The organism is Candidatus Zixiibacteriota bacterium, from assembly GCA_036480375.1.
Taxonomy (GTDB): domain Bacteria; phylum Zixibacteria; class MSB-5A5; order GN15; family JAAZOE01; genus JAZGGI01.
The window spans coordinates 247,475-268,572 of sequence record JAZGGI010000028.1 but is presented as its reverse complement, the minus strand read 5'-3'; the positions used below and the strand labels follow the sequence as shown (position 1 = coordinate 268,572).

Below are 21,098 nucleotides of genomic sequence, written 5' to 3'. Positions count from 1 at the left end.
AAGGTTTTTCCTTGCTTCCTTTTTTTTTGCCCGTATCATTATAAAAATCAAATCAAACACTCAAAAAACGATGATGTAATGCCGCCTGAAAACGATATAGATTTATTTGCGCTTTCCGCATTCAAAATCATAAGAGATTATTTTGATATAATTCTCTATCGCGCTGACGGCGGCCGAGTAATGTTTCGCGCCAACCCCATCTTGAGAAAAAAAGGATGGGAACGGGAATTGAACAAACGCCTGAAAACAATCAATGCCCGCATTAAAATTGTTCGAGACAAGGATGCTTACAATATCACTGTTTATTCGACTCCGTTCAAAATAGGTAAGCCCCCTCTGGTCAATATCCTTCTGTTTATCCTGACTCTGCTCACCGTCTTGATTATTTCCGCTTATCGCGAGGTCGGCCCCGCGGTTTTTTCCAGCCCGGAATTACTACTCGTCGGATTGCCTTTCACAATAACATTAATGATTATTTTACTCGTTCACGAAATGGGACATTTTTGGGCAGGATATCGGCGGGGAGTGTTGATGAGCTATCCATTCTTCATCCCGGCTCCGACTTTTATTGGCACCTTCGGAGCCATTATCAAAGGCCGCTCACCTATCCGAACTAAAAATGATTTGATATTCATCGGCGCCGCCGGGCCGTTAGCCGGGGCAATCCCGTCAATAATTGCCGTTATATGGGGACAAATGAGTTCCCAGGTAGCGCCTCTGTCCGCCGACGTTACTTATCTTTCATTTGGAAGCTCCATCTTTACCTATGTAATCAGTCATATCCTCTATGGCAATCTACCGCAGGGAATGGGAATATTCCTGTCACCAATAGCCCTTGCCGGGCAAGTCGGGCTCTTGATAACTATGATTAACCTGCTTCCCCTGGGTCAACTTGATGGTGGTCATATTTTCTATGGGCTATTCGGGAAAAAACAACGATTCCTGGCTGTAGTCTTCATGTTGTTTTTGTTAATAATCGGCTACTTTTGGAAAGGATGGTGGCTATGGTTATTTTTGGCTTTTATAATGAGACCTTTTCACCCGCCTGTTATTGAGGACGCTATCCCCCCCGATAGAAAACATAAAATCATAGCTTGGATAGCGATTATTCTATTTATTTTGACTTTTGTACCCCGCCCGATTTATTATGCCGGTTGAGTTTCAACACATGATTCGGTAGGATAAATTCCAAGCTGTTCAATTAAGCCTTCTTTCCACGCGCTGACTATAACATCAACAATTATCGGGTCAAACTGTTTCCCCTTGAATTTTTCAAGCTCATCGATGGCTTTTTCCGGGTCGGCGCCCTGACGATAAGGGCGATGAGTCACAATCGCGTCATAAGTATCAACCACGGCCAGCAGGCGACCTTCGATTGGAATTTCCTCGCCGGCCAAACCCCGCGGATATCCCGAACCATCATATTGCTCGTGATGATATAAGATGTATGGAACGGCCGCTTCGAGATAATCAATCCCTTCAATCATCTTCGCTCCCAGTTCCGGATGCATCTGAATTTGTGCTCGCTCTTCATCAGTCAGCCGACCGGGCTTGTTTAAAATGGCATCGGGTATTCCGATTTTTCCAATATCATGCAGCGTACACCCCATTTTGAGTTCGGCTCGTTTATCCATCGACCAGTTCAACCTTGAAGCAAGCAAATCGGCCAGAACCGTCACCCGATCAGTATGCCCTCGAGTATACGGATCACGGGCTTCAATGGCGTTGGCCAGGGCTTTAATGGCTTTGAGATACGATGATTGCAGGTATTCATATAAGCGATTATTTTCAATTGCTGAAGCGACCTTGGCCGCAATAATCGACAACAGATGCAATTGCCCCGGTTTAAGAGGCATAAATTTTTCTTCATGGGCGACATTTAAAAGGCCGATAGCCTTACCCCGGGACATTAACGGATATGCCGCCAGCGTCCGAATCGATTTTTCTTTCTTTATGATTTCCTCACAACTCGATTGCACATCAGTCTTATCCAGGGCGGCGGCGCATAACTTGTGATTTCCGTTTAAAAAGGCATCCATCTGTTCATCAATCGAACTGCCTCTTATGATATAAGGGATAGGAACTTGCTCCTCACTATCGCGAACCAGCACTGAGACGGCGCCCACTCCGATTACGGTTTTGGCAGTGTCAGCCGCCATATCCAGTATCGATTGAAGACTGGTTGATGATCCGATGGCTTCTGACAATTTATGCAAAGCCAATTGCTCTTTTAGATGAACGTTTTCGCGGGCAAGAGCCTGGTGCCGTAACCCTCGCACAACGGCGCTTTTTAGAGTTTCCAGCTTAAATGGTTTGACCAGGTAATCATATGCCCCTTTTTTCAGCACCGAAATAGCGTTATTGACGGTCGGATGCGCTGTCATAAGAATCAGGATACAATCGGGATGTTCTCGAAACGCCGTCTCCAGAATATCCACGCCGGAAAATTCGCCCATAACCAAATCAGTCAATACAAGATCAACGTGATTTTTCTCCAGATAAGTTAAGGCCTTACCGGGATCAGAAAATGATTTTACCCGGTATGCTTCATTAGATGACAAAGCTTCCTTAACGATATTGCAAATATACGTTTCATCATCAATGACTATTATGCTGTATTTTTCATTTCGGTTAGTCATCATGAGTGCTTTCCAATCAAAAATCGGAAAGTCGGGAAATTAATTAATACTTTCAGGAAGAAATGATGAAATTAGGTACAAAACCGGAAATTATCTATTGCAAAACTTCATGAGCACGATAGGAGGATCTTACCAGAGGGCCGGAAATAACCTTTTCAATACCCGAATTTTCAGCCTGAATCGCAAATTGCGAAAATTCTTCGGGGGTATAATATTTGCGTACAGGGGCATGCTGTTTCGAAGGTGAAAGGTATTGACCAATAGTTAATACTTTGACTTTAATAGCGGCCAGATCGGCGAAAAGTTCATTGAGCTCCGAAACCGTTTCTCCAAGTCCAACCATAATGCCGGACTTGACCAATATTATCGGATAATTGATTATAACATATTCCAATACTCTCAATGATCGTTTATATTCTGACTGCGGTCGGGCTTCGGGATATAGGCGAGGTATGGTTTCGACGTTATGATTGAAAACCGTCGGCCGTTCGCTTAATGCCAGATCAATCAATTCCGGACGAGCATGAAAATCCGGAGTTAAAATTTCTGTAGTCGCCTGAGGTAATCTTCTTTTAATCTCGGCAACTGTCCGGGCAAATTGTCGCGAACCCTGGTCAGGTAAGTCATCCCGGGTAACCGAAGTCAAGACAACATGAGATAAATCCAAATATTCGACCATTTCAGCAACCTTGACAGGTTCGGTCGGATCAAGAGGATTGGGCTTGCCGCTGGCAATATCACAAAATCGACAATTACGAGTACATTTCGGTCCCAATAGAAGAAACGACGCCGTACCGGCGTTGAAACATTCCCCTCGATTGGGGCAATTTGCTTCCTCGCAAACGGTATGCAGAGTCAAACCCCGCAACCGTTTTCTGACATCGTGATATTTATCTCCGCCAAAAGCGGTCACTTTGAACCACGGAGGCCGTCTTAAATTATTCTTTGTCATATTCATCTTAAGTTTCGAAAATTGCCAATACTAATATACGCAGCTAATTCTAATTTTAAACCACAATCTTTCATTAAGTTATGCTTTTCCCTTTCGATATTTATAATAACAGTCAACATTGCAATCTGTCGTTTTTTGGAGATTTTATGAAATTCAGCTTCCGTTCAAAAGTCATAGGAATTTTCATATCATTTTTGCTATTGTTTACAATATCAAGCCATGGAAAAGAGGCTTCGCGAGTTAAATCTCTCGAAAATATCAAACCCAAATCAATCCTGCCAAAAGGCGCTTCAACTTCCATAAGCGCATTGGACACTTGCGCCGTATATGAAGGCGGAGACCCAGCCTGGCTCGTTTATCCCTGGGTTGAGGGTAATGAATTATTCAAAGTCTACCAGAATCCATCGGCCACTTGTACCAATCCATACCCCTTTTCAATCAATCAAGTCCATCTAATACTATATTGTGTTGACATTGGAATCCTTCATCTCTCCGCTGATATCGAAGCGGTTGATAATTCCGTTCCCGGCTGTCCCCATCCGGGAGAGATGCTTGATATAACTCCTCTTTATCAATATGTGATCCCCGCCGAAGATTTGTATTTTATCACCGTTCCTCTCGATAGTCCGGTAGTTGTCGAAGGACCCTTTTTTGTTGGTTTATATATTGCCTTTTCCGGCAATCCGCAGATAGCGGCCATTGTTACCGACGACACGCCCGTTGGCTGCGTCTCATATAATGACTGGGGATATGGTTATGTTGACCTTGATACGGTTTATACCAATCCCGATGGTACCGGTCCGATAAAAACATTTCCGGGACGAATGATTCTATATTCCAGCGGTTTTCCCGGAGGAAATTCCGGAGGCGGCACCGATCCGCCCCCGGTCGCAGAATTTATTTCTCCGCAGCCAAACGATGATGTTGGTTCCGGCGTTGACCTCTGGGTCAATGATATCTCAGGATCTTCAATAATTGCCCGCGCTGACTTTTATTATCAACAAACCGGCTCGTGGATTTATCTTGCTACCGATAAGGATGACGATCCACCGTTGAGAAACGGAATTATTTCTTCCGGCTTGGGTAACGGGCTCTCATATTATTGGAATACCACCGACCTGCCAGAGGAAGATTATCAGGTCAGGGCAGTTTTAACAGATACTCTTGGCCAGGCGGATACAGCTCAGATTACGATCCATATCGATCCGACCCCGCCTATTCCGAATTTCATAAATCCCCTTATGGGGCATAATGTATCAGGTAACATTGATGTTGAGCTTACCTGTCCCGACGAAAATTTAAGTTATATGACTTTTTCGGGAAGAAGCAAACCGATCGATAACACCCTGGCGATTCCGATTATTAATCAAAATCTCGGCGGTGATACCAACGGCAATCAATTCGACGGTAATTCTTCAGCATCCGGTGAATTTGGCGATTTCTGTTCCGGCCCTGCGGTGGCCGCAATGGCGCTGAAGTATTGGTCCCATCAAGGATATTCAGATATTACTCGGGAGGGTTTTACAGATTTAACTGACGACCAGTTAATGCAACGATTATTCTCCGCCATGCGCGTTGAAGAAAATATGGGAACCTATGACGGAGAATTCATCGCCGGAATAAACGAATATATTTTATCTCACGGCGGAGGATTTTCGGTCAAGGCAAATCGTAATCCCGGCATCGCCGATATTTATGATTGGGGCTTGAACAATGAATATACGACCATGCTGGGTTTGTCGGGTAATCCCGGGTTGTGGTTGATACTGGCCGGTAACAAAGGCGTTGCTCGTCATAATGAAGACCATACACTGACTTTGATTGACCCGGTTACTGCGACGATTTCGGATTATACCATTCACGAACTATATGGAATCCTCACTCTGAACTATAATTCAATTTGGTACGAAGTTGATATTATCGTCAGCCTGTATCCTGATGACTGGAACCTCCCCCGAAACGGTTATGGTTATGACGGTAATGATTCCGACGGTTGGGGAATGGTCTGGAATACTTCAACTCTGGAACCGAATAAACTGCATTTCCTGACAGCTCAGGCGACAGATACTGATAACAATTCATGGATTACATCGGTACCGGTTAGAAATGACGGGGCTCAAAGTTACATCCCGGGAGATGTAAATGATGATGGTTTTGTCAATCCGGGTGATCTAATCTATCTGATAAATTATGTCTATCTGCATTCGGCTCCTCCACCCGCCGGAAATGAAGCCGCCAATATCAACGGCGATTCAACCATTGATCTGGCTGACGTAATTTACCTTTATAATTATCTCTTTCTGGGTGGACCAACGCCGAAATAAAATGAGACTGAAAATTGAATATAAAAAACCCGGTCAATTTTCTGACCGGATTTATTTTTTGGGTTAAGCCTTCCGAGGGGCTGCGGCTCGAATCGCTCGTTCGGCCACTTCCTTATTAATGCCGCAGATTTCAATGATTTTATCTACCGCCTTATCCAGTTCTTCAATCCATTTTTTCCCCGGATATCTGGCGACCAGATCATCAGTCAATTCATCAGCGATTGCCGCAATCCAACCGGCATATTTTCTTCTCTTTTCAACTTTAAGCATTGGAATCAAATATTTTTTGGCCACATAAGATATAATGATGCCGGCCAGCGCCCATATTCCGCCGGCAAGAGCCAATAAATTATCGCCTATAAATCCGGTTATGCTTGAAAATATTGACATAAATCCTCTCTTTCTTTTACCAGTTTATTTGCCAGTTGTCGTCATCCGGTACAATTATCGTCTTTTTCAGGATAGTTCCGGCCGGATAACTGGCTGAAATCATGTATTGCGAACCCGCCGGGTTCATATTTGCAGACGGAATCAAATCGAGATAAAAATAACCGTTCGAATTTGTCGTCGTGGATTTTTTGTAGGGACTAATGATCAAGTTATCCTTTCGAATATCATTGCCGACTAAAGCCGCCGTCACCTCAACATTTTCTATGGGTTGGCCGTCCACCGAATAAAAATAACCGTACACGCGGCATAAATCAGGTGACGCGGGAGCACCCGGATCAAATTGATACCCCATAAGGCTGTCAGTCTGAGATCCGGAAATAGATATCGTATCATAAGCGTTAAACATATATCCCGGCGCCAGGCAGGAAACGACATAATCTCCCGAATTTAGATTAACCTGTAAACTGCCCTGCTGACCGGTCAATCCCACTGCCGACAATGACGATAAATCGACATTGAATATCGACATTCTAACATTGGAAACAATCATGCTATTGGCGGTATCATAAGCAATTAGCGTTACCGGGTAGCTGCCGGCTCCAATGGGTGATTTATCTGACCAGGTCTTTGCCGAATCCCCGAATGATCCCGCTACCCAGGCGCTATCGATGTCGTATCCCCAAAAAGTCTGAGCTATCTCAGATCGAGTTTCGGAATCAAGATTATTTCCGCTTTCAGAAGTTATCGAAATTCCATGACCATCAGTGCCCCGGCCAAGAATCCTGATAGCGTCTCCACCATTTCCTGTTCCTCCATCTACTTGAATTCCGTGAACATTGGTCTGATCGCCGGCGCTAAGCCATACGGCATCATCACGAGGTGCTTTTACACGTAATCCGCTTGCCAACTCACTGGCGTTGGCTTCATCACCGCCGAGTAAATACATTCCTGCTCCGGAATCCTGAGCCTCGGCATAAAACCCGGATTTTTCTTTCGAACCATAAATGGCTATGCCATGCCCGTCATACGTCCAGGCTGTGATACCATTGCCCGATGTTGTCCCGCCCCGGAAATATGCCGCGTCGCCGGTTGTACCGCCGAATACTTTTAATCCTATACCAGTTCCTGAGCCGGTGAATGTCACGGCATCTTCGTTATTATGTCCGGTTACAGTAATTGTTCTCAATTGCAAAGTTGTATCAGCGTTCATGGCCGCAATTACAGCCCCCTGAACCGTCGCAGAATCGAGTCCGGATGCGGCCCCCTGCACATAAGTCTTATTATTCAGAGAATCACCCATAGTTCCGGCCGTGAATGCCGTATTGAAAGCCTTATTCCAGGTTGAATCGGAAATGGCCGTCATGTCGGCATCGGATATACTTACTTCGCCTCCTTGCGTTATCCAATATCCCATATTGGGTTCTGTCTTATGTCCGGTTGTGTCTTCATCCCAGATATCATCAACCAATTCCACTCTCAAGCTGGCATCCAGTTCGTTACCGGTCGTCACTGATGTTGATATTGCGTCACCGGATGTACTACCACCAATAAATTGCACTCCCGCACCAGTTGCGCCACCCCTCGCATAAAGTCCGGGGGCGGCTCCGTAGCCCTGAAGGTAAAGGCTGGCATGATTAGTCCCGCTTTGAACATAACCATAGATAGCATTCCCGTTATTGCCTTCAATAACAATTCCGTGTCCATCATTATTATCAATCGTTACCGAACCGCTTGCCCCATTTGTCCCAATGACAGCCAACCTGCCAAGCGACAATACCTGTCCGCCCGTCCCATCAAGCATGGTTTCCAAATTATTCGCAGCAGTAGCGTCCCCGGAAATCTGGCTTATATTAACGTCCGTAGCGGTAATGAGATATTGAGCCGTATCTCGAACCGCCAGAGAATTCACGGCGGCATTGGTCGCTGAATCCTCGGCCGCGCTCAAGTATTGTTCCAGGGAATCATTGATTATTTGAACCGTCCCGAAGGAAAATGTCGGGATATCATTATAAAAAGTGGATACCTGAATGCCGAGCGTATAATGCCCTCCCGCGCCATCTATATCCTGAATCTGGTCAACGAGCCAGTATTTCACTTGCCCATATTGGTTGCTTGTGTCAATGCTTATGTCCGAAAATGGAGCAGTGGTACTGCGCGCGTTATACGCCGTCACATTCCCATTATCGGCAAAGGTAACAATATGTACCGAATCAGGTGTGCGAGGTATTCCATATAAGGAATCCAGAGCCAGGTGTACCGGCATGGATATAAACTCACTCACCTTTTTAATTCCCAGGAAATCACACCACCCCACCTTGAACGGCAGCAGGGTTAAAAGCATCAGCAATAAAAATATCTTCTTCATTATTATCGACCTCCGGTTAATACTTTTCTTCTGCGTGATGTAGTACTCGGCGGTTCCTCGGCGTCACTATGCCAGACAATCAATTCGGGTGCCCTGCCCGTGCCCGATTCTTCAGTAGAGCTAATCATCATTGCGCCACCCTTATATTCGGTCTGCATCATCAATCCATAATTTGTACTTGTTCCGTCAATCCAATCCTCGACCACTTCAGCAAGACCGCCATCAGCCAGACTCTTTATTCCGATTTCCTGAAAATAACCAAAGTCCCCCATATCAGTTAAACTGTCACACCATTCGCCACCGCATAACGAATAATCGCCACCGCCCGTTGACCAGGCTGTGCCGGTTATCCTGTCATTCCATGTTGCTTGAGTTTCAATCCACGTTGCAGTCATGGGTGCCACATATACTTGGCTGTCATTATGATTAGGAGTAACCCGAAACAGGTCTAAATAGCATGAGTCAACCTGTTGGTCAGAACCTATAACAGATATATCAATATACATCAAACCATTTAATTGAAGTAACTCGCTTTCCGTTAAATTAATCACATTGCCCGTACCATTATTATCATCAGCGTCATTCATCTCAAGAAAACAATCGTCAATATCGTCTTTATCAAGTGTCGTCTCCGTGTTATGCCAGATTACTTCTGTTGGATTATCTTCGTGGAATTGCCTAACGTCCGACATCATCATGTACTCGATGCAGTAAATCTTCCCGGCGAGCTTGACCCATCTTTGCAATACTTGAATATCTGTATGAACCGTATCATGCCATAATCTCTGTTGACTGATTTCAAAAACAAAATCCTTCAGTTTCTTCAGCACTCGCTTTGGGACGTTCCCAATCCCAATATCAGCATTGTCCACGCCCGTCAATGAATACTCATTCACATTCCCTAATGCGATGGTGGATGAGTCGGCCCGTTGATTATATAGCGTCACCGCCGAATCGAGAAAAGCGGGCTTAAACATTACCGCATGGGGAACCGCCCCGTTACGTTTAGTAATCCGATAGTTGACGCCGGGGAAAATATTATTCCACGATAGAATATTCCCGTTTACTGTCGGAGTTGGCCATGTTGTTGATGGGAATATATCAACCCAATCCCATGTATCGGTCTTGAGCCAGATTAATTTTTTCGGTATCTGCGTAACGGTATAAGTATTGCCTTTATATTTGAGCGTGACAACCGATTGCCCTTTATCCGTAACTTCGCTTTGCAATATCGCCCGATAATTTGTAAACAGCGTATCGCCGTCGCTTATCCAGTCATTTTCAATCTCCGCCCAGGATGAATCGGGCTTCATGTAATTATGGAATATCCCGCCGAATTGAGATTGGTATTTTCCTTCAGACAATTCCCATTTATTATAGCCGACAGGCGTTTGCCCCATGCAAACAGACGAAAGCATAAATATCAGGATGATAAACCGCATTAGGATTCCCCCTGATTTATCCACCTGAAATAGTGTAAATGTCTATTCACTGCCAAGTTCCTCCTGTCGTATTTTTTCGATAATTTCCCAAAATTTCGCTTCGGCATTATTATCCGAAGAAAGCTTTCTTTGAATTTCCAGTATTTTCAAAAAATCACCTACTTTCAGGCTGATTTTTCCTTCCTCAATCTGATCGACAATTGTGTTCTTCAGGAAGTTCAATAATTCCTTATCCGAGGAAAACCGCCTCTTTTTTTTCCGGCCCATATTTCAATTTATGCTCCGATTTCAAAAATTAATAAGTCTACGAGGGCTGGAGCCGAATCTTCATCGTTCCGCACGATTGTGAATCCGGAATCGCCCGACACGTTTTTGATAAACGCCCCCTGTGATGATCGCGGAATGATTACAATAGCCGGTTTCTTTATCGCAGCTGGCAGTGAGTTGCCTCGATTATCGATTAAATTTGAGAATGTGATTTCTTGCTGCTGCCCGCCCAGCGATATTTTCCAAAATCCGATCCGTTTATCGGAGCCGACAACTTCCAGCGCCGCAATAAAAAATTCGGCGTCATTATCAACTCCCCATACGGATAAATTCTCTATAAGCCACGCCCGGCGGCCTCGTAAATAGGCAAGCGTCGTACTCATCTCAATTCTCCCTTAAGTCAATTTTGGTGTATGTAAAAGTGGGCTCTCGGGGCGAAACCAATTCAACAGCCTCATTGCTGTTTCCCTATACGAGGCCGAAAGTTCCAGCCACAATCTGGCATCTTTGGTGCTACTCGATGCCCCCGCCTGAGCAAAGCCGATCGAATTACGGCACAGGAGCGAAAGGGATAAGTATGTCGCGGCCGTTTGGAGCGCCGGGTCCACCGATTCTTTGAATGAATCGTCAATCAATAATCCAATTTCAGCCTCGGCCTCCAAAATACATTGATTTACTTCTTCATCCGAAAATTCGGTTGCCCCCAACTGATAATCAATAAGGAGTTCCTGGCCATCTTCGATGCTGCCTGAAGCCAGCCTATTGACGTGACCTCGCGTGTAATCAATTGTGTAATCAATGTTCTTTTGATAGGCATGATAAAACAAATACCAAATCGATACGGTGCTTCCCGATGAAATTGACCCGCCCTCAATACGTCGTACCGTACCGTTGAGATAGTCGATCGAAAAATCGATATTTTCCTGATAAACGGTTGTGAGCGAACTATCATTGGCGCACACAACCGTTCCGGCCGCAACCATTTGATTTGACAAAGAAACCGGATCATCATTCAATGTTATATTTTCTTGAGTGGGAACGCTGCTTTCAATCGCCTTGATAGCCTCCGATGATGTTACAATATGCGAATGAGGCAAACTTACATGATTATCCGATACCAATCTGATTGCAAAATTCCTGATCTCGCTTTGTCCCAGATTTAATCGATATAAATGCTTGCGCACTGTGCTGATGCTGGTAAGACTCATATTAATCCTTTACCGAAACCGCTCCCAAATCGGACGCCGCCGTTATTTGACTACCAATCGGTGCGGTTGTATATGCCGTGGTTACCGTCGCTGCCACCCAATACATGGCCGCGCCGTTAAGTATTTTTTTCTGCCAATCATCAGGGATAGACGAATAATCCGCCCATAATAAAACGTCATGATTCGTCGTTGTGAAATGCCAGGCGCCTGATGATGGTGTGAACGATTGCCAGGTTTGACCGGTAAAATACCGCCAAAGAACTTCGCCCCCCTCGCCGGCAGTCGACAATATTAAATTCAAAGCATGAAACGGCCTGTCCATTCCAAAAAATATCGAATCGCCCGAATCGACCATCATCGCTCCGGTGCCCGAATGAAGAATATCCGCGCTATCGGCTGACGATCCCGCGGATGTCAAATCCTCGATAGAACCGGCCGATTCGTCATATAACAGCAGACTCTGAAAAAACGATTTTCGTGAATCAAGAATGGCAGGCGTAGAAAAAGAATCTTCTTCCTTTTTGGTATAATAAACAACATCCATATTACTCCCTACACTGCGGGAGTAAGTAACAAATGGTATACCTCCCTGGTATGTTACCGATGGATTCGAAACCGTATTGGATTCGAGCGACATCTCTCCCGACCAGACCGAACCGGAATACTCACGAAACATCAATCCGCTCGAGGTCGCGTATGCGGTTCCGATACGTCCATCGGGATTGACGGCAGTATCAAAATTCTCACTAAACCCTGAGCCGGTTGCCAGTGATACCGCACTCTCCCAGGTCGATCCGCTAACCGACCGCCGGCGATAACCAAAGCCTGTTCCCCCTTCGGTATAAAATGTATAAACAAACCCCTGAGATTCCAATAATTGTCCAAAAGCCGAAGCCGCCCCCGAAGTCAAGGTATCTCCCGGATCGGATACAGTGCCCCAACTCGACCCATCATCTGTTGATTTTTTATAATTTATATATTTGTTTCCCCCTGATTCCCTTGTAAATGCGATACCAATCTCATCTGAAGTCAATTTCAAGAGCGAGGGGTAATAATTATCATCCGCGTTATACACTATAACAGGTGATCCAACCGACCAAACTCCACCGCTAAATGTTAGCTTTACGAATCCAAGATTGTTACTCGTTCCGATTGTATATGCAAAATAAATATTGCCGTCGGAATCCATCTCGGCGTCAAAAGGCATATCTGCCGAATCAGTCACAATCGTTGTCGGAGACGAAATGTTTGTGTACGGGGGATCCGCAGAAACTAACACTATATTTGATGAAGACGAGGCATATAATATGGCCAGACGATTGGCGTATTGACCGCTGGTTACGCGGAAACACTTTCTCCCGGTTGAAATCCCCAGCGGATTCGTAGCGCTGCTGTTGGCAATATACTTGTCCATTTATTCCTCAATCATAGCCCGATCCGTACGGACCGGGCTAATAGGTTTAGTTTAGAAATTATAATCGAGCACCGATGACGATTCGTTGACTACTTTGGCGTACGATACTGATTCGGAAATGACCGCTTCCTCAAACTTCTGATCGATAATTTTATCAAATTCGACCATCAGCGGCTGACTGATAACTTCCTCAACCGCGAAACGTGAATCAAGGCCGAGAACCTTGTCGGTCGCGACATCATCACTGCGCACCAATGTTGCTCCCAGGGGAGTAAACAATTCACCCGTCCGACGAAAACGATATCCGGCCAGCGGATCTTTGAATTCATCCAGGGCCAGAATAGTTTTGAGCGTATCGATGTGACAGATGATATGATTCATTTCAAACGGCGCGAATTCCGCCCACAATTTAACCAGATCCGCGTATGCCAGAGTTCCTGATGAAGCCGAATTAATAGTATTGGCCGCGTTGTCATTCCCGTCGCCGTTGACGATGGTATCGACTATTAGAGCAATCTTATCGGTTTGTAGTCTAAATCCGATATACCATAACAATACCTTGAACTGGGAAGTACTGCGATGCCGCAGGGTTTTGTACGAGGTTTTAAGAGCCAGGCCGTAATCCATAACGTTTATGGAATGCTTCTGCTCATTAACGGTCAGTGATGGAATCTCGGCCCCCTCTCCCACCGGACGCAGCGAAAACTTAGTCGTATCCGATGTATCGATATAAAACGGCGTATAGCGGTTACTGTTGATAACCGTACTACCGGAAATCAATCGATCCAGCTCAGGGCGCATCATCTGTCCCTTGCGAACTTCGCGAAGGATAAACTCGGGAAGCAGCGCCGGTGCGTTTTTATAAAACAAATCCACCGTACTACTGTTTTTGCCGCCGATTTTGATACCGCTTAACGCCAACTGTCGTTCAAAGGCGTCCAGAGGACATCCGTACTGTGACGGATCATAATCTTCCGTTTCCAGTAAATCACTCAAAGTTACACCGCGTGATTGCGCCTCAAGATATGTATCACGGGACACCTCGATTTCCGACGCACGCGAAAGATCAATTGGACCGGTTTTTTCGGGTTCGGCTTCGGCCATCTCCAAAAAACCGGTACCGGCCTGACCTGCGAAAAATCTATCCAGATTCATTTTCATTTCCTCCTAATTGAGAATTAAGGTACAGGATGTAGAACCGCTGACTGCGATAACCGTACCACGGTCAATATTACCGCCGGCCGGATCATCAGCCGCCAGAACCGGCGCCTGCTTGACAGTACCTGCCGTTCCGCCAACAACTCGATTACCCACGCTCGGTACCGTAGCGGATACGGCCAGAGTGCAAATACCGCCGATTTGCACGGTCGCCAAACGATCGCCGTCGTTGTCGGTTAGAGTCAGAGCCACCAGCTTTCCCAATAAAATCGAACCGGCCGATGTCTGGCCCGCTTCATAATTTCCGGTAAGACTTACCGGCTCTCCGATATTGGCGTCTTTTAAATCATCGACACTGCTGGTTTGATGGATATTAAAAGTTGCGTATACCGGATTAATCGCTTCTAAATTTTGAGCGCGTATAGTCACAAGCTCTCCTTTCGTTACTTAGACTGGCCTGTTTCGTAAAACTCCAGCCGGGGAAAACTTCCCTCATCCAATTTTAAGATTTATATTGAGCGAACTCCGCGCCGTGTCGGGCGCGTGAAATAGACAGTCTTGAATTGTTACTTATGTTTCGCCGCAATTGTGATGCCTGATTTTCATACTCTCTAATCAGCGTCGCCATCGTGCAATCATTTAATTCGTCAAAATCACCCTGAGATGACTGGCTATGCAAAAAACTGCGAGCCCGACGAAACGCGCAAATACGATCAATTAACCATTTTCGTGACAAATCATTGTCATTCTTATTCCGCGAATAATCCTTAAGATGTGATGCGACAAATCCCAATTCATCATGTAACTTATCAAAATCTATTTTTTCAATTCTTGGAGTTGATTTATCACCATCCCTAAGTTGCCTGTCAGTAGTATTCGTTAGCTGTTTCAGTGTGTTCAATAGCGATTGACAGATAGTCTCAATATTATTTTCCGGCATTTTCAGCCCTTTCACTTGATCGCTGCATCTCAACAGCCAGTTCATTTAATTTTCTTTCGAGGCGTTGATGCAGATTGAAAATTTCCTGTTTCGATATAAGCGCCTCTTCCAGCTTTACCTCAATTCTTGTAAGTTTTTTGTCGAGCATATCCACTTCGCTTCGTTCTGCCTTACTGACCAAAGCCATCTTCAGACTATTAATCGTGGATAGATGCGTCCCCAGGAGATATCCCAGTGTTATCAATATCATCAAAATTGATTGAAAAGATTTAACGCGAGACCAAATTATCTGGTTCATCTTCGTAACCTCTCCTTTTTTTTATTGACATAATGGCAATAATTCCGCTTTACTAAAATCAAAAGGAATCATGTTATGAAAAATCCCATACTCATCATCCTTGTGATCTCATTTTCGATAATCAGTTTTGGATGTAATAAATCCTCAGAAAAACCCGTAGCCGTAACATACCCGTATGGGGCTGATTTGCTTGGCCTCAATCGGGACCACCAGCTTCGTTATGTCATTTTTGACAGCCTGGTAACATTCTATCCCGACTATTCCGTTGATGTTGACACAACATTTTTAAATATTGATATCATATCCGGCCAAAACAACCAGGTTCAGCTTGCCGTTAACGATACCGCCCGGGACTTGCTGACTATTGATAACATCGGTGTTCTGCATTCCGGTCAGATTCGGCTCGACGCAACGCCGCCTGATACATTATTCTTCGTGCCCACTCCTGTTATTCTCCCCCGTTCCTATTCAATTGGTTCGACTCTATATATAACGACTCCGCCGTTCGTAACAGATACTGGCGAAATTCGAACCTCATTCCTCAATCTGAATTATGGCTTTTTTACTGAACGTACTTTTATTGAACGAAGCGAAGTCATCCTCCCCACCAGTTCCTATAACGCTTATCACTTTCGCTCGCATATTTTCTTAAACGAACTTTCTACCGATACCCTTATGACCGTTGACGAATACTATGCTGATAACGTCGGCCTGGTGATGCTCGCTTCAAAAGCGGCCGCAACCCAGCGTCTTATAATTCTTCTCGCTGATAATTAACGCTGCCGCCGTAAAACAAATATCTTTCTTCTCCGTCAATAAGAACCGGCCGTAGCCATAATGTCTGGCAATCCCCGAACAACCTGGTTTTATCCGCCAATTTCAAACGAATTAGCTTCCCGGCCGCGGTCACCGAACTCAAACGGATCTCTTCGCCCCGTATATTTTCCTTATTAGCTGCCCGAGTAATCTTTAAGTCAGCGATAAATTTTCGCTTTTGATTGAGCAGCCTTTGCGAGTAATAATAAATTAAAGCCCGGTAAATATTATTGCCGGATATAAATTCGACCATCATTTGCTTATCATTCTGACAGGCATACATGACGGTTTCCTGATTTTTATCATAGTGCGAAACATCAATTCGATCCGCACCCATTCCAACCAGGATATCCACTACCTGATACTTGTCAGATTTATTTTTAGAATTCCCATTTCTCTCGGATAATAAAAGAACCGTACCAGGATTGATACCATCATGCACGGGTATTTTTATCTGAAGCGTCGTATCCCGATCATGAATCAAACTCACTCCGCAAGTCACTTGTGACTTACTTCTTTTGTCAACCGATTTCACTTCCCCTGCGATCAAATTACTCCCATTGGTTAAGAATCGTGAGAGACCTTTTGCGTCATCTTCCGTGAGTATTTCGAGACCGAAATTAAATCGGGTTGATTTATCCTTCATGAGGTTTTTTGATAATTCGTCTTGAGTAATCAGGACAGGATTGAAAATTTCAATTTCAGGATATTTATTAAAAATTCCGGATAACCTCTCCAAACGAGACGCGTAATCCTTCTTCGTAAAGGACTCGCCTTCGTGTTCCAGCAGATCACAAAACCGAATTTTTAAGCGATGCAATTGCCGTTCCGATTCCAAAAGCTGTGCCAATCCGTAACCGCTTAATCGGTCTTTGCCGCGGGTGGCATACAAAAGAGTGTCAATAATAAATGATTTCCCCGGCACCCGCTTTACAACAGCATTCAAATGGTCCCGGATATTTTCCGACAGCAAAACCGGTGACTCATAATCGATTTTTTTGTTTTGCTTTTTAATTCTGATTAATAATCCCGGCTGATACGGACATATCCAAAATTTCTGACCATTGGGAATCGTCGAAGTGTTCGGATTCAGGCAAACCAGGCGTGAGCGCGAAAGGCCGATTTTATAATCTGATACATCCTCAATTTCTGTTTTAGAAAATAACAGTACTTTTTCCTTATCCTTCTCCAGCAATTTGTCCGTAATCCGTGTATCCGGGATTGCGCCTCTGAAAACCAGGGATGTTTCAAGTATTTTTTCAATTTTACGATACCAGAAGTGTGTAATTGCCCGGCCCCCTTCGGGCAAATCATATTCTTCAAACGGCACATGATGGCATTGCCGAATATCCTTACCGCAAATGCTGCATTCGGGCAGAGAAAACAAAAAGCTTATTGAGCATTCCTTGTAAATACCGCCATCTATATTATTCTTGAAGTCAACGGCGCCCTCACTGTCCTTTATCCAATAGAAATAAGTCTTGACCCATTGCCGCCCGTCAACTGTTACTTTTTCAGCCTTGAAATTCCGCGCCACCGGCAAACTATCACGGCGATGCCCAATCATCACCGGCGCGTCAATAATCAATTCTGTCAAAGCATCAAGCTCATTTTCGCCAAACCGTCCCCCTTGACTATTAATATTATCCGAAACGATATACATGGCCCGGATATAAACATCTTTTTCTAGAATTGGTCGGGGTGGTTTAATTCGCTGATTGATTTCGTCAACCAACGATTGATCGTATGTTTCGCTCTTTTCGGCCAGCTTGGCTGTCAGCCGTCCTGATAATTTAGCCATTCAACCTCCAGCTTTTTAATTAAGCCGGAGGTTTCATAATCTGCGGTAATTTGCCGTTAATATCGTCCGAGTTTAACATTAGTTTGCAAACTAATTCCGGACATATTGCCAATTATCAATCATGGTTTTGGATTTTGTTATACGTTAAGCGGTTAGCGCTGTTCAAATTTTGAACACCAATCAGGCACATGCATTGCACTGCCATATACAAACGCCAAACGGAGACGGGTATCATGGTCACATACAAAAAAAGAAAAAAATCATACGCCTGGTTGGCCGGACTAATCGTCTTTATCCTGGGAATGATAATCACCTTTGCCGACGTATACAGTTTGTAAAATCAACAATTCTTAAATTATAAATCAGCGCTCCGACCGCCCCTGCCCTGGGGCGGTTTTTTATATGGTTGAAACCCTGACCGGAACCGGACCGCTGGTTGGGAATAAAATCCGATTTCTCTTGGGCCATACGGCCAGTGCCATAGCCATCACGGCGTCATATTTGTTATTATTTTCCCACGTTATCTCCCGCATCTCATCTTCCAGACTCCACCGGATTCCTTTTTCTTCATATTGAACAATATCACAATACCTTATTTCCTTGCGATTATGAAGAAGCAACAAATTCCCCAATAGCTCCGATTTAGTCTTCGGCGTAAAAACCACTCCTTCAGGTTTTAAATCCGATAACTCGGAGATAATCACATCGCCCAACCCTGTCGCGTCAACGACTAACTTACTTTTATACTCATCCTGCCGGCGCCTGATGGCTGCTACCACATCCGACCAATCGCGATTGTTAAATCGATCAAATGCGACCAGTTTATACGGTTTATCGGTAACATCGAATGTCATCCCTGCCGTATGGGTCTGCTTGCGAGCAAGATCCCACCCCGAAATATATTTCCGTTCGGAGTTAAATGATTCAAGTTCTCCTGACGTCAAAGCCCGGTCGATATCTACCGAAGAGAATATCGTCCGATTGTTATCAATAAATTGCCCCGCTATATTCTGAGCCACGCGATCCGCCGGCAACTGTTTTAATCGCGCTTTCAGTGCCATCCTCGAAAGGTAAGGATTATCTCGACTATCCCCGAACTGCACATACCCTCGTTCGGAATCCTTTTGCAACTCACACATCCGCCGATAAAACCAGTTTTTACCATTAGGTGTTGAAATCAAATCCAATCGACCGTTTCTATCAGCCAGCCGCATCATGATAACATCATTTATCACATACTCCGATTCGATCTCAAATGCGGCTTCATCAAACGAAAAAAAATCATAATCATTGCCTAGCAAATAATTGCCCCGGTTTTGGGTCGTTCGTGCCGTTATAACGGCGTCATTGCCAAATATCATTATCGGATACGGCGTTCTTTTAATTGACTTCACCAATCCCGAAAATAACTGATTCGACCGCACAATTCGCACTGCGGTATTAAAAATTATATTGGCCTGATCCTGGGTTATCGACGCCGCCACAATATTATAATGACCGTCGCCGTCATTTTCCGGGGAACGAATTTTAAATAACGCGCGATGGAGAATCTTTATCGCCTGAACGTATGATTTACCCCAGCGATTACCGGTTGCCAACAGATTCTCCGGACGATTAGAGCCAAGTAACCAGGCCACCTGACCCGGGTGAGGATTTATCCCCAATACCTTTTGAGAAAAATAAACCGGGTCGCGCAGAGCCTTTCTCCAAATTATTCGACCCGGTTCAAAGAGTTTTTTACCGTTTCCGATTAAATTAACCCTGCCGCTTTTTTCGCGGCCTCGTCACGATCAATCAATCCGGCGTTAAACAAATCGATAATATAGGCCGCCTGTTTGCTTTTAGTCTCGGTTTGCTCCTTTGCCAGAGCCGAAAAACTATTATCAAATTCCCAGTCCGCCCTCAGATTAAATCCCTTCAAGGCCAATTCAATATTTGCCAGCCAGCTCATAAAATTCCTGGCCGCATATTGCGCCGAATGGACTTGGCGCATGACCAAATCATATTTAAACTGAGCCCAGTTGGTCGTAGTGTTATAGGAATATCCCAGAAGAAACGGCGCCAAATTCGTCCCGCTGCAAATTTCCTCAATCATTGCCCGATGCGTCAAATACCAGTTACTTGTGCGAACGCCACCCTGCGTCCGCGGACCGATATATTCGATCGCGACGTCATCCCAGGTTACCGGATTATCTTCCGTCTCGATATCACGAATCATCGAAACTGTTTCGTCAAAATAGCCATTGGCCCTGCGAACATACGCCTCATCACTCTCATCCTCTTTCTTTTCCGGTGGTTTTATCTTGACATGCAACCTGTGATAACCGGCATTATGCGTCGCTCGCCTCATATCATCTACCAATTGCTGTTCCACGTATGAAACGAATGATACCGCTTTTAAAATCGACTTACCATACGGATTGGATAAATCGCTATTATGACCGTAAAAAAATAAATCATTCCCTGAATATGTTCTCTCGCCTTTTTCATCCGCTGACGTAATTTTGATATCTCCTTGAGATGAAATTTTAACTTCGCTTTTGGACATATCAAAAAATCGAAAACTCTCAATTCCGGATAGATCCTGATGCAATCTAAACCGTCCCGCGACATTCCCGTCCAGAAACAACGATTGGAAAAATGCCGGCAAAATTTCGTTTTCCGACCCGCTGTGGCCGAAATTTTCCTTAATAATCCGTTTGAATAACTCCTCAATAGTCCGCTGGGCCTGACTATTTTCAATCTGCTTATTATCTTTCAATAAATGAAATTTCCCCGGAGCCGCCGCCAGACGGCTCCATGTCCAGATTACCGAACTAACCAGGGGAATTGATTCCGCCATAAAACGATACAATTTAATCCGAAATCTACTTTCCCGGTATTCCCCGGATTGAAAGCTTAAACTGTTTTTTAAAAATCTTTTGTCGGCTAACCGGCCTCTTATCGACCTGTCGCCCCGAATCGAACTAACCATAACCGGTTCTGAAACATCATTATACTTGTCTTGTTTTTCGCGCATTGAGATACCTCCGCCTGCTTTTTATTAATGGGGAACATTCGGAAATATTACAAAATTGCCTTTGA

Annotated in this window: 19 protein-coding genes; 3 read left to right on the top strand and 16 right to left on the bottom strand. The window is 44.6% G+C overall.

Annotation, left to right across the window (positions count from 1 at the left end):
• Positions 1-78: 78 nt before the first annotated feature.
• The gene (locus tag V3V99_09485) at positions 79-1,158 is read left to right on the top strand and encodes a site-2 protease family protein (GenBank protein ID MEE9442884.1); all 1,080 of its coding nucleotides are present in this window, start codon (positions 79-81) and stop codon (positions 1,156-1,158) included.
• On the opposite strand, the gene V3V99_09480 is transcribed toward V3V99_09485, so the two are convergent.
• Positions 1,146-2,642: an HD domain-containing phosphohydrolase gene (locus tag V3V99_09480; protein ID MEE9442883.1), complete on the bottom strand. Its 1,497-nt coding sequence runs from the start codon at positions 2,640-2,642 to the stop codon at positions 1,146-1,148. The genes V3V99_09485 and V3V99_09480 overlap by 13 nt on opposite strands.
• Before the next feature lie 91 nt (positions 2,643-2,733).
• The gene (gene lipA, locus V3V99_09475) at positions 2,734-3,597 is read right to left on the bottom strand and encodes a lipoyl synthase (protein MEE9442882.1); all 864 of its coding nucleotides are present in this window, start codon (positions 3,595-3,597) and stop codon (positions 2,734-2,736) included.
• A 140-nt stretch (positions 3,598-3,737) separates the two neighbouring features.
• Here lipA and V3V99_09470 point away from each other — a divergent pair, with 140 nt between their 5' ends.
• Positions 3,738-5,915 carry a dockerin type I repeat-containing protein gene (locus V3V99_09470; GenBank protein MEE9442881.1) on the top strand — a complete coding sequence of 726 codons (2,178 nt, stop codon included), beginning with the start codon at positions 3,738-3,740 and terminating at the stop codon, positions 5,913-5,915.
• Positions 5,916-5,978: 63 nt separating this feature from the next.
• On the opposite strand, the gene V3V99_09465 is transcribed toward V3V99_09470, so the two are convergent.
• From V3V99_09465 to V3V99_09415, 11 genes are all read right to left on the bottom strand, one after another.
• Complete coding sequence (locus tag V3V99_09465; protein ID MEE9442880.1) at positions 5,979-6,305, bottom strand: hypothetical protein; 327 nt, start codon at positions 6,303-6,305, stop codon at positions 5,979-5,981.
• A gap of 16 nt (positions 6,306-6,321) precedes the next feature.
• Complete coding sequence (locus V3V99_09460; GenBank protein ID MEE9442879.1) at positions 6,322-8,670, bottom strand: hypothetical protein; 2,349 nt, start codon at positions 8,668-8,670, stop codon at positions 6,322-6,324.
• Between the two features lie 2 nt (positions 8,671-8,672).
• Positions 8,673-10,112 (bottom strand): DNRLRE domain-containing protein, encoded by a 1,440-nt coding sequence (locus V3V99_09455; GenBank protein ID MEE9442878.1) that lies wholly within the window; start codon positions 10,110-10,112, stop codon positions 8,673-8,675.
• 42 nt (positions 10,113-10,154) lie between these two features.
• Positions 10,155-10,379: a hypothetical protein gene (locus V3V99_09450; protein MEE9442877.1), complete on the bottom strand. Its 225-nt coding sequence runs from the start codon at positions 10,377-10,379 to the stop codon at positions 10,155-10,157.
• An 8-nt stretch (positions 10,380-10,387) separates the two neighbouring features.
• The gene (locus V3V99_09445; protein ID MEE9442876.1) at positions 10,388-10,762 is read right to left on the bottom strand and encodes a hypothetical protein; all 375 of its coding nucleotides are present in this window, start codon (positions 10,760-10,762) and stop codon (positions 10,388-10,390) included.
• Positions 10,763-10,774: 12 nt separating this feature from the next.
• Positions 10,775-11,587 carry a hypothetical protein gene (locus V3V99_09440; protein MEE9442875.1) on the bottom strand — a complete coding sequence of 271 codons (813 nt, stop codon included), beginning with the start codon at positions 11,585-11,587 and terminating at the stop codon, positions 10,775-10,777.
• Position 11,588: 1 nt separating this feature from the next.
• Positions 11,589-13,001, bottom strand: coding sequence for a sialidase family protein (locus tag V3V99_09435; protein ID MEE9442874.1), 1,413 nt, complete (start codon positions 12,999-13,001; stop codon positions 11,589-11,591).
• Between the two features lie 51 nt (positions 13,002-13,052).
• Complete coding sequence (locus V3V99_09430; protein ID MEE9442873.1) at positions 13,053-14,156, bottom strand: hypothetical protein; 1,104 nt, start codon at positions 14,154-14,156, stop codon at positions 13,053-13,055.
• Positions 14,157-14,168: 12 nt separating this feature from the next.
• A complete protein-coding gene (locus tag V3V99_09425; protein MEE9442872.1) occupies positions 14,169-14,588 on the bottom strand; it encodes a hypothetical protein in 420 nt (139 codons plus the stop codon).
• A 73-nt stretch (positions 14,589-14,661) separates the two neighbouring features.
• Positions 14,662-15,099, bottom strand: a complete 438-nt coding sequence (locus tag V3V99_09420) for a hypothetical protein (protein MEE9442871.1) — start codon at positions 15,097-15,099, stop codon at positions 14,662-14,664.
• A complete protein-coding gene (locus V3V99_09415) occupies positions 15,086-15,397 on the bottom strand; it encodes a hypothetical protein (protein MEE9442870.1) in 312 nt (103 codons plus the stop codon). The genes V3V99_09420 and V3V99_09415 overlap by 14 nt, the downstream gene beginning before the upstream one ends.
• A 75-nt stretch (positions 15,398-15,472) precedes the next feature.
• On the opposite strand from V3V99_09415, the gene V3V99_09410 reads away from it, so the two are divergent.
• Entirely contained in the window at positions 15,473-16,174 is a 702-nt protein-coding gene (locus tag V3V99_09410; protein MEE9442869.1) for a hypothetical protein, read from the top strand.
• On the opposite strand, the gene V3V99_09405 is transcribed toward V3V99_09410, so the two are convergent.
• From V3V99_09405 to V3V99_09395, 3 genes are all read right to left on the bottom strand, one after another.
• Positions 16,149-18,014, bottom strand: coding sequence for a hypothetical protein (locus tag V3V99_09405; protein MEE9442868.1), 1,866 nt, complete (start codon positions 18,012-18,014; stop codon positions 16,149-16,151). The two genes, V3V99_09410 and V3V99_09405, sit on opposite strands and share 26 nt — an antisense overlap.
• 398 nt (positions 18,015-18,412) lie before the next feature.
• Positions 18,413-19,651 carry a terminase family protein gene (locus tag V3V99_09400; GenBank protein ID MEE9442867.1) on the bottom strand — a complete coding sequence of 413 codons (1,239 nt, stop codon included), beginning with the start codon at positions 19,649-19,651 and terminating at the stop codon, positions 18,413-18,415.
• 113 nt (positions 19,652-19,764) lie between these two features.
• Positions 19,765-21,033, bottom strand: coding sequence for a hypothetical protein (locus V3V99_09395; protein MEE9442866.1), 1,269 nt, complete (start codon positions 21,031-21,033; stop codon positions 19,765-19,767).
• Positions 21,034-21,098 lie beyond the last annotated feature (65 nt).

Bases quoted from the DNA above. Each gene is read 5' to 3' on its own strand.
- V3V99_09485 (MEE9442884.1), top strand. From the start codon at position 79: ATGCCGCCTGAAAACGATATAGATTTATTTGCGCTTTCCGCATTCAAA.
- V3V99_09435 (MEE9442874.1), bottom strand. From the start codon at position 13,001: ATGGACAAGTATATTGCCAACAGCAGCGCTACGAATCCGCTGGGGATT.
- V3V99_09450 (MEE9442877.1), bottom strand. From the start codon at position 10,379: ATGGGCCGGAAAAAAAAGAGGCGGTTTTCCTCGGATAAGGAATTATTG.
- V3V99_09420 (MEE9442871.1), bottom strand. From the start codon at position 15,099: ATGCCGGAAAATAATATTGAGACTATCTGTCAATCGCTATTGAACACA.
- V3V99_09470 (MEE9442881.1), top strand. From the start codon at position 3,738: ATGAAATTCAGCTTCCGTTCAAAAGTCATAGGAATTTTCATATCATTT.
- V3V99_09480 (MEE9442883.1), bottom strand. From the start codon at position 2,642: ATGATGACTAACCGAAATGAAAAATACAGCATAATAGTCATTGATGAT.
- V3V99_09410 (MEE9442869.1), top strand. From the start codon at position 15,473: ATGAAAAATCCCATACTCATCATCCTTGTGATCTCATTTTCGATAATC.
- V3V99_09455 (MEE9442878.1), bottom strand. From the start codon at position 10,112: ATGCGGTTTATCATCCTGATATTTATGCTTTCGTCTGTTTGCATGGGG.
- V3V99_09415 (MEE9442870.1), bottom strand. From the start codon at position 15,397: ATGAACCAGATAATTTGGTCTCGCGTTAAATCTTTTCAATCAATTTTG.
- V3V99_09445 (MEE9442876.1), bottom strand. From the start codon at position 10,762: ATGAGTACGACGCTTGCCTATTTACGAGGCCGCCGGGCGTGGCTTATA.
- V3V99_09460 (MEE9442879.1), bottom strand. From the start codon at position 8,670: ATGAAGAAGATATTTTTATTGCTGATGCTTTTAACCCTGCTGCCGTTC.
- lipA (MEE9442882.1), bottom strand. From the start codon at position 3,597: ATGAATATGACAAAGAATAATTTAAGACGGCCTCCGTGGTTCAAAGTG.
- V3V99_09395 (MEE9442866.1), bottom strand. From the start codon at position 21,033: ATGCGCGAAAAACAAGACAAGTATAATGATGTTTCAGAACCGGTTATG.
- V3V99_09430 (MEE9442873.1), bottom strand. From the start codon at position 14,156: ATGAATCTGGATAGATTTTTCGCAGGTCAGGCCGGTACCGGTTTTTTG.
- V3V99_09440 (MEE9442875.1), bottom strand. From the start codon at position 11,587: ATGAGTCTTACCAGCATCAGCACAGTGCGCAAGCATTTATATCGATTA.
- V3V99_09465 (MEE9442880.1), bottom strand. From the start codon at position 6,305: ATGTCAATATTTTCAAGCATAACCGGATTTATAGGCGATAATTTATTG.
- V3V99_09405 (MEE9442868.1), bottom strand. From the start codon at position 18,014: ATGGCTAAATTATCAGGACGGCTGACAGCCAAGCTGGCCGAAAAGAGC.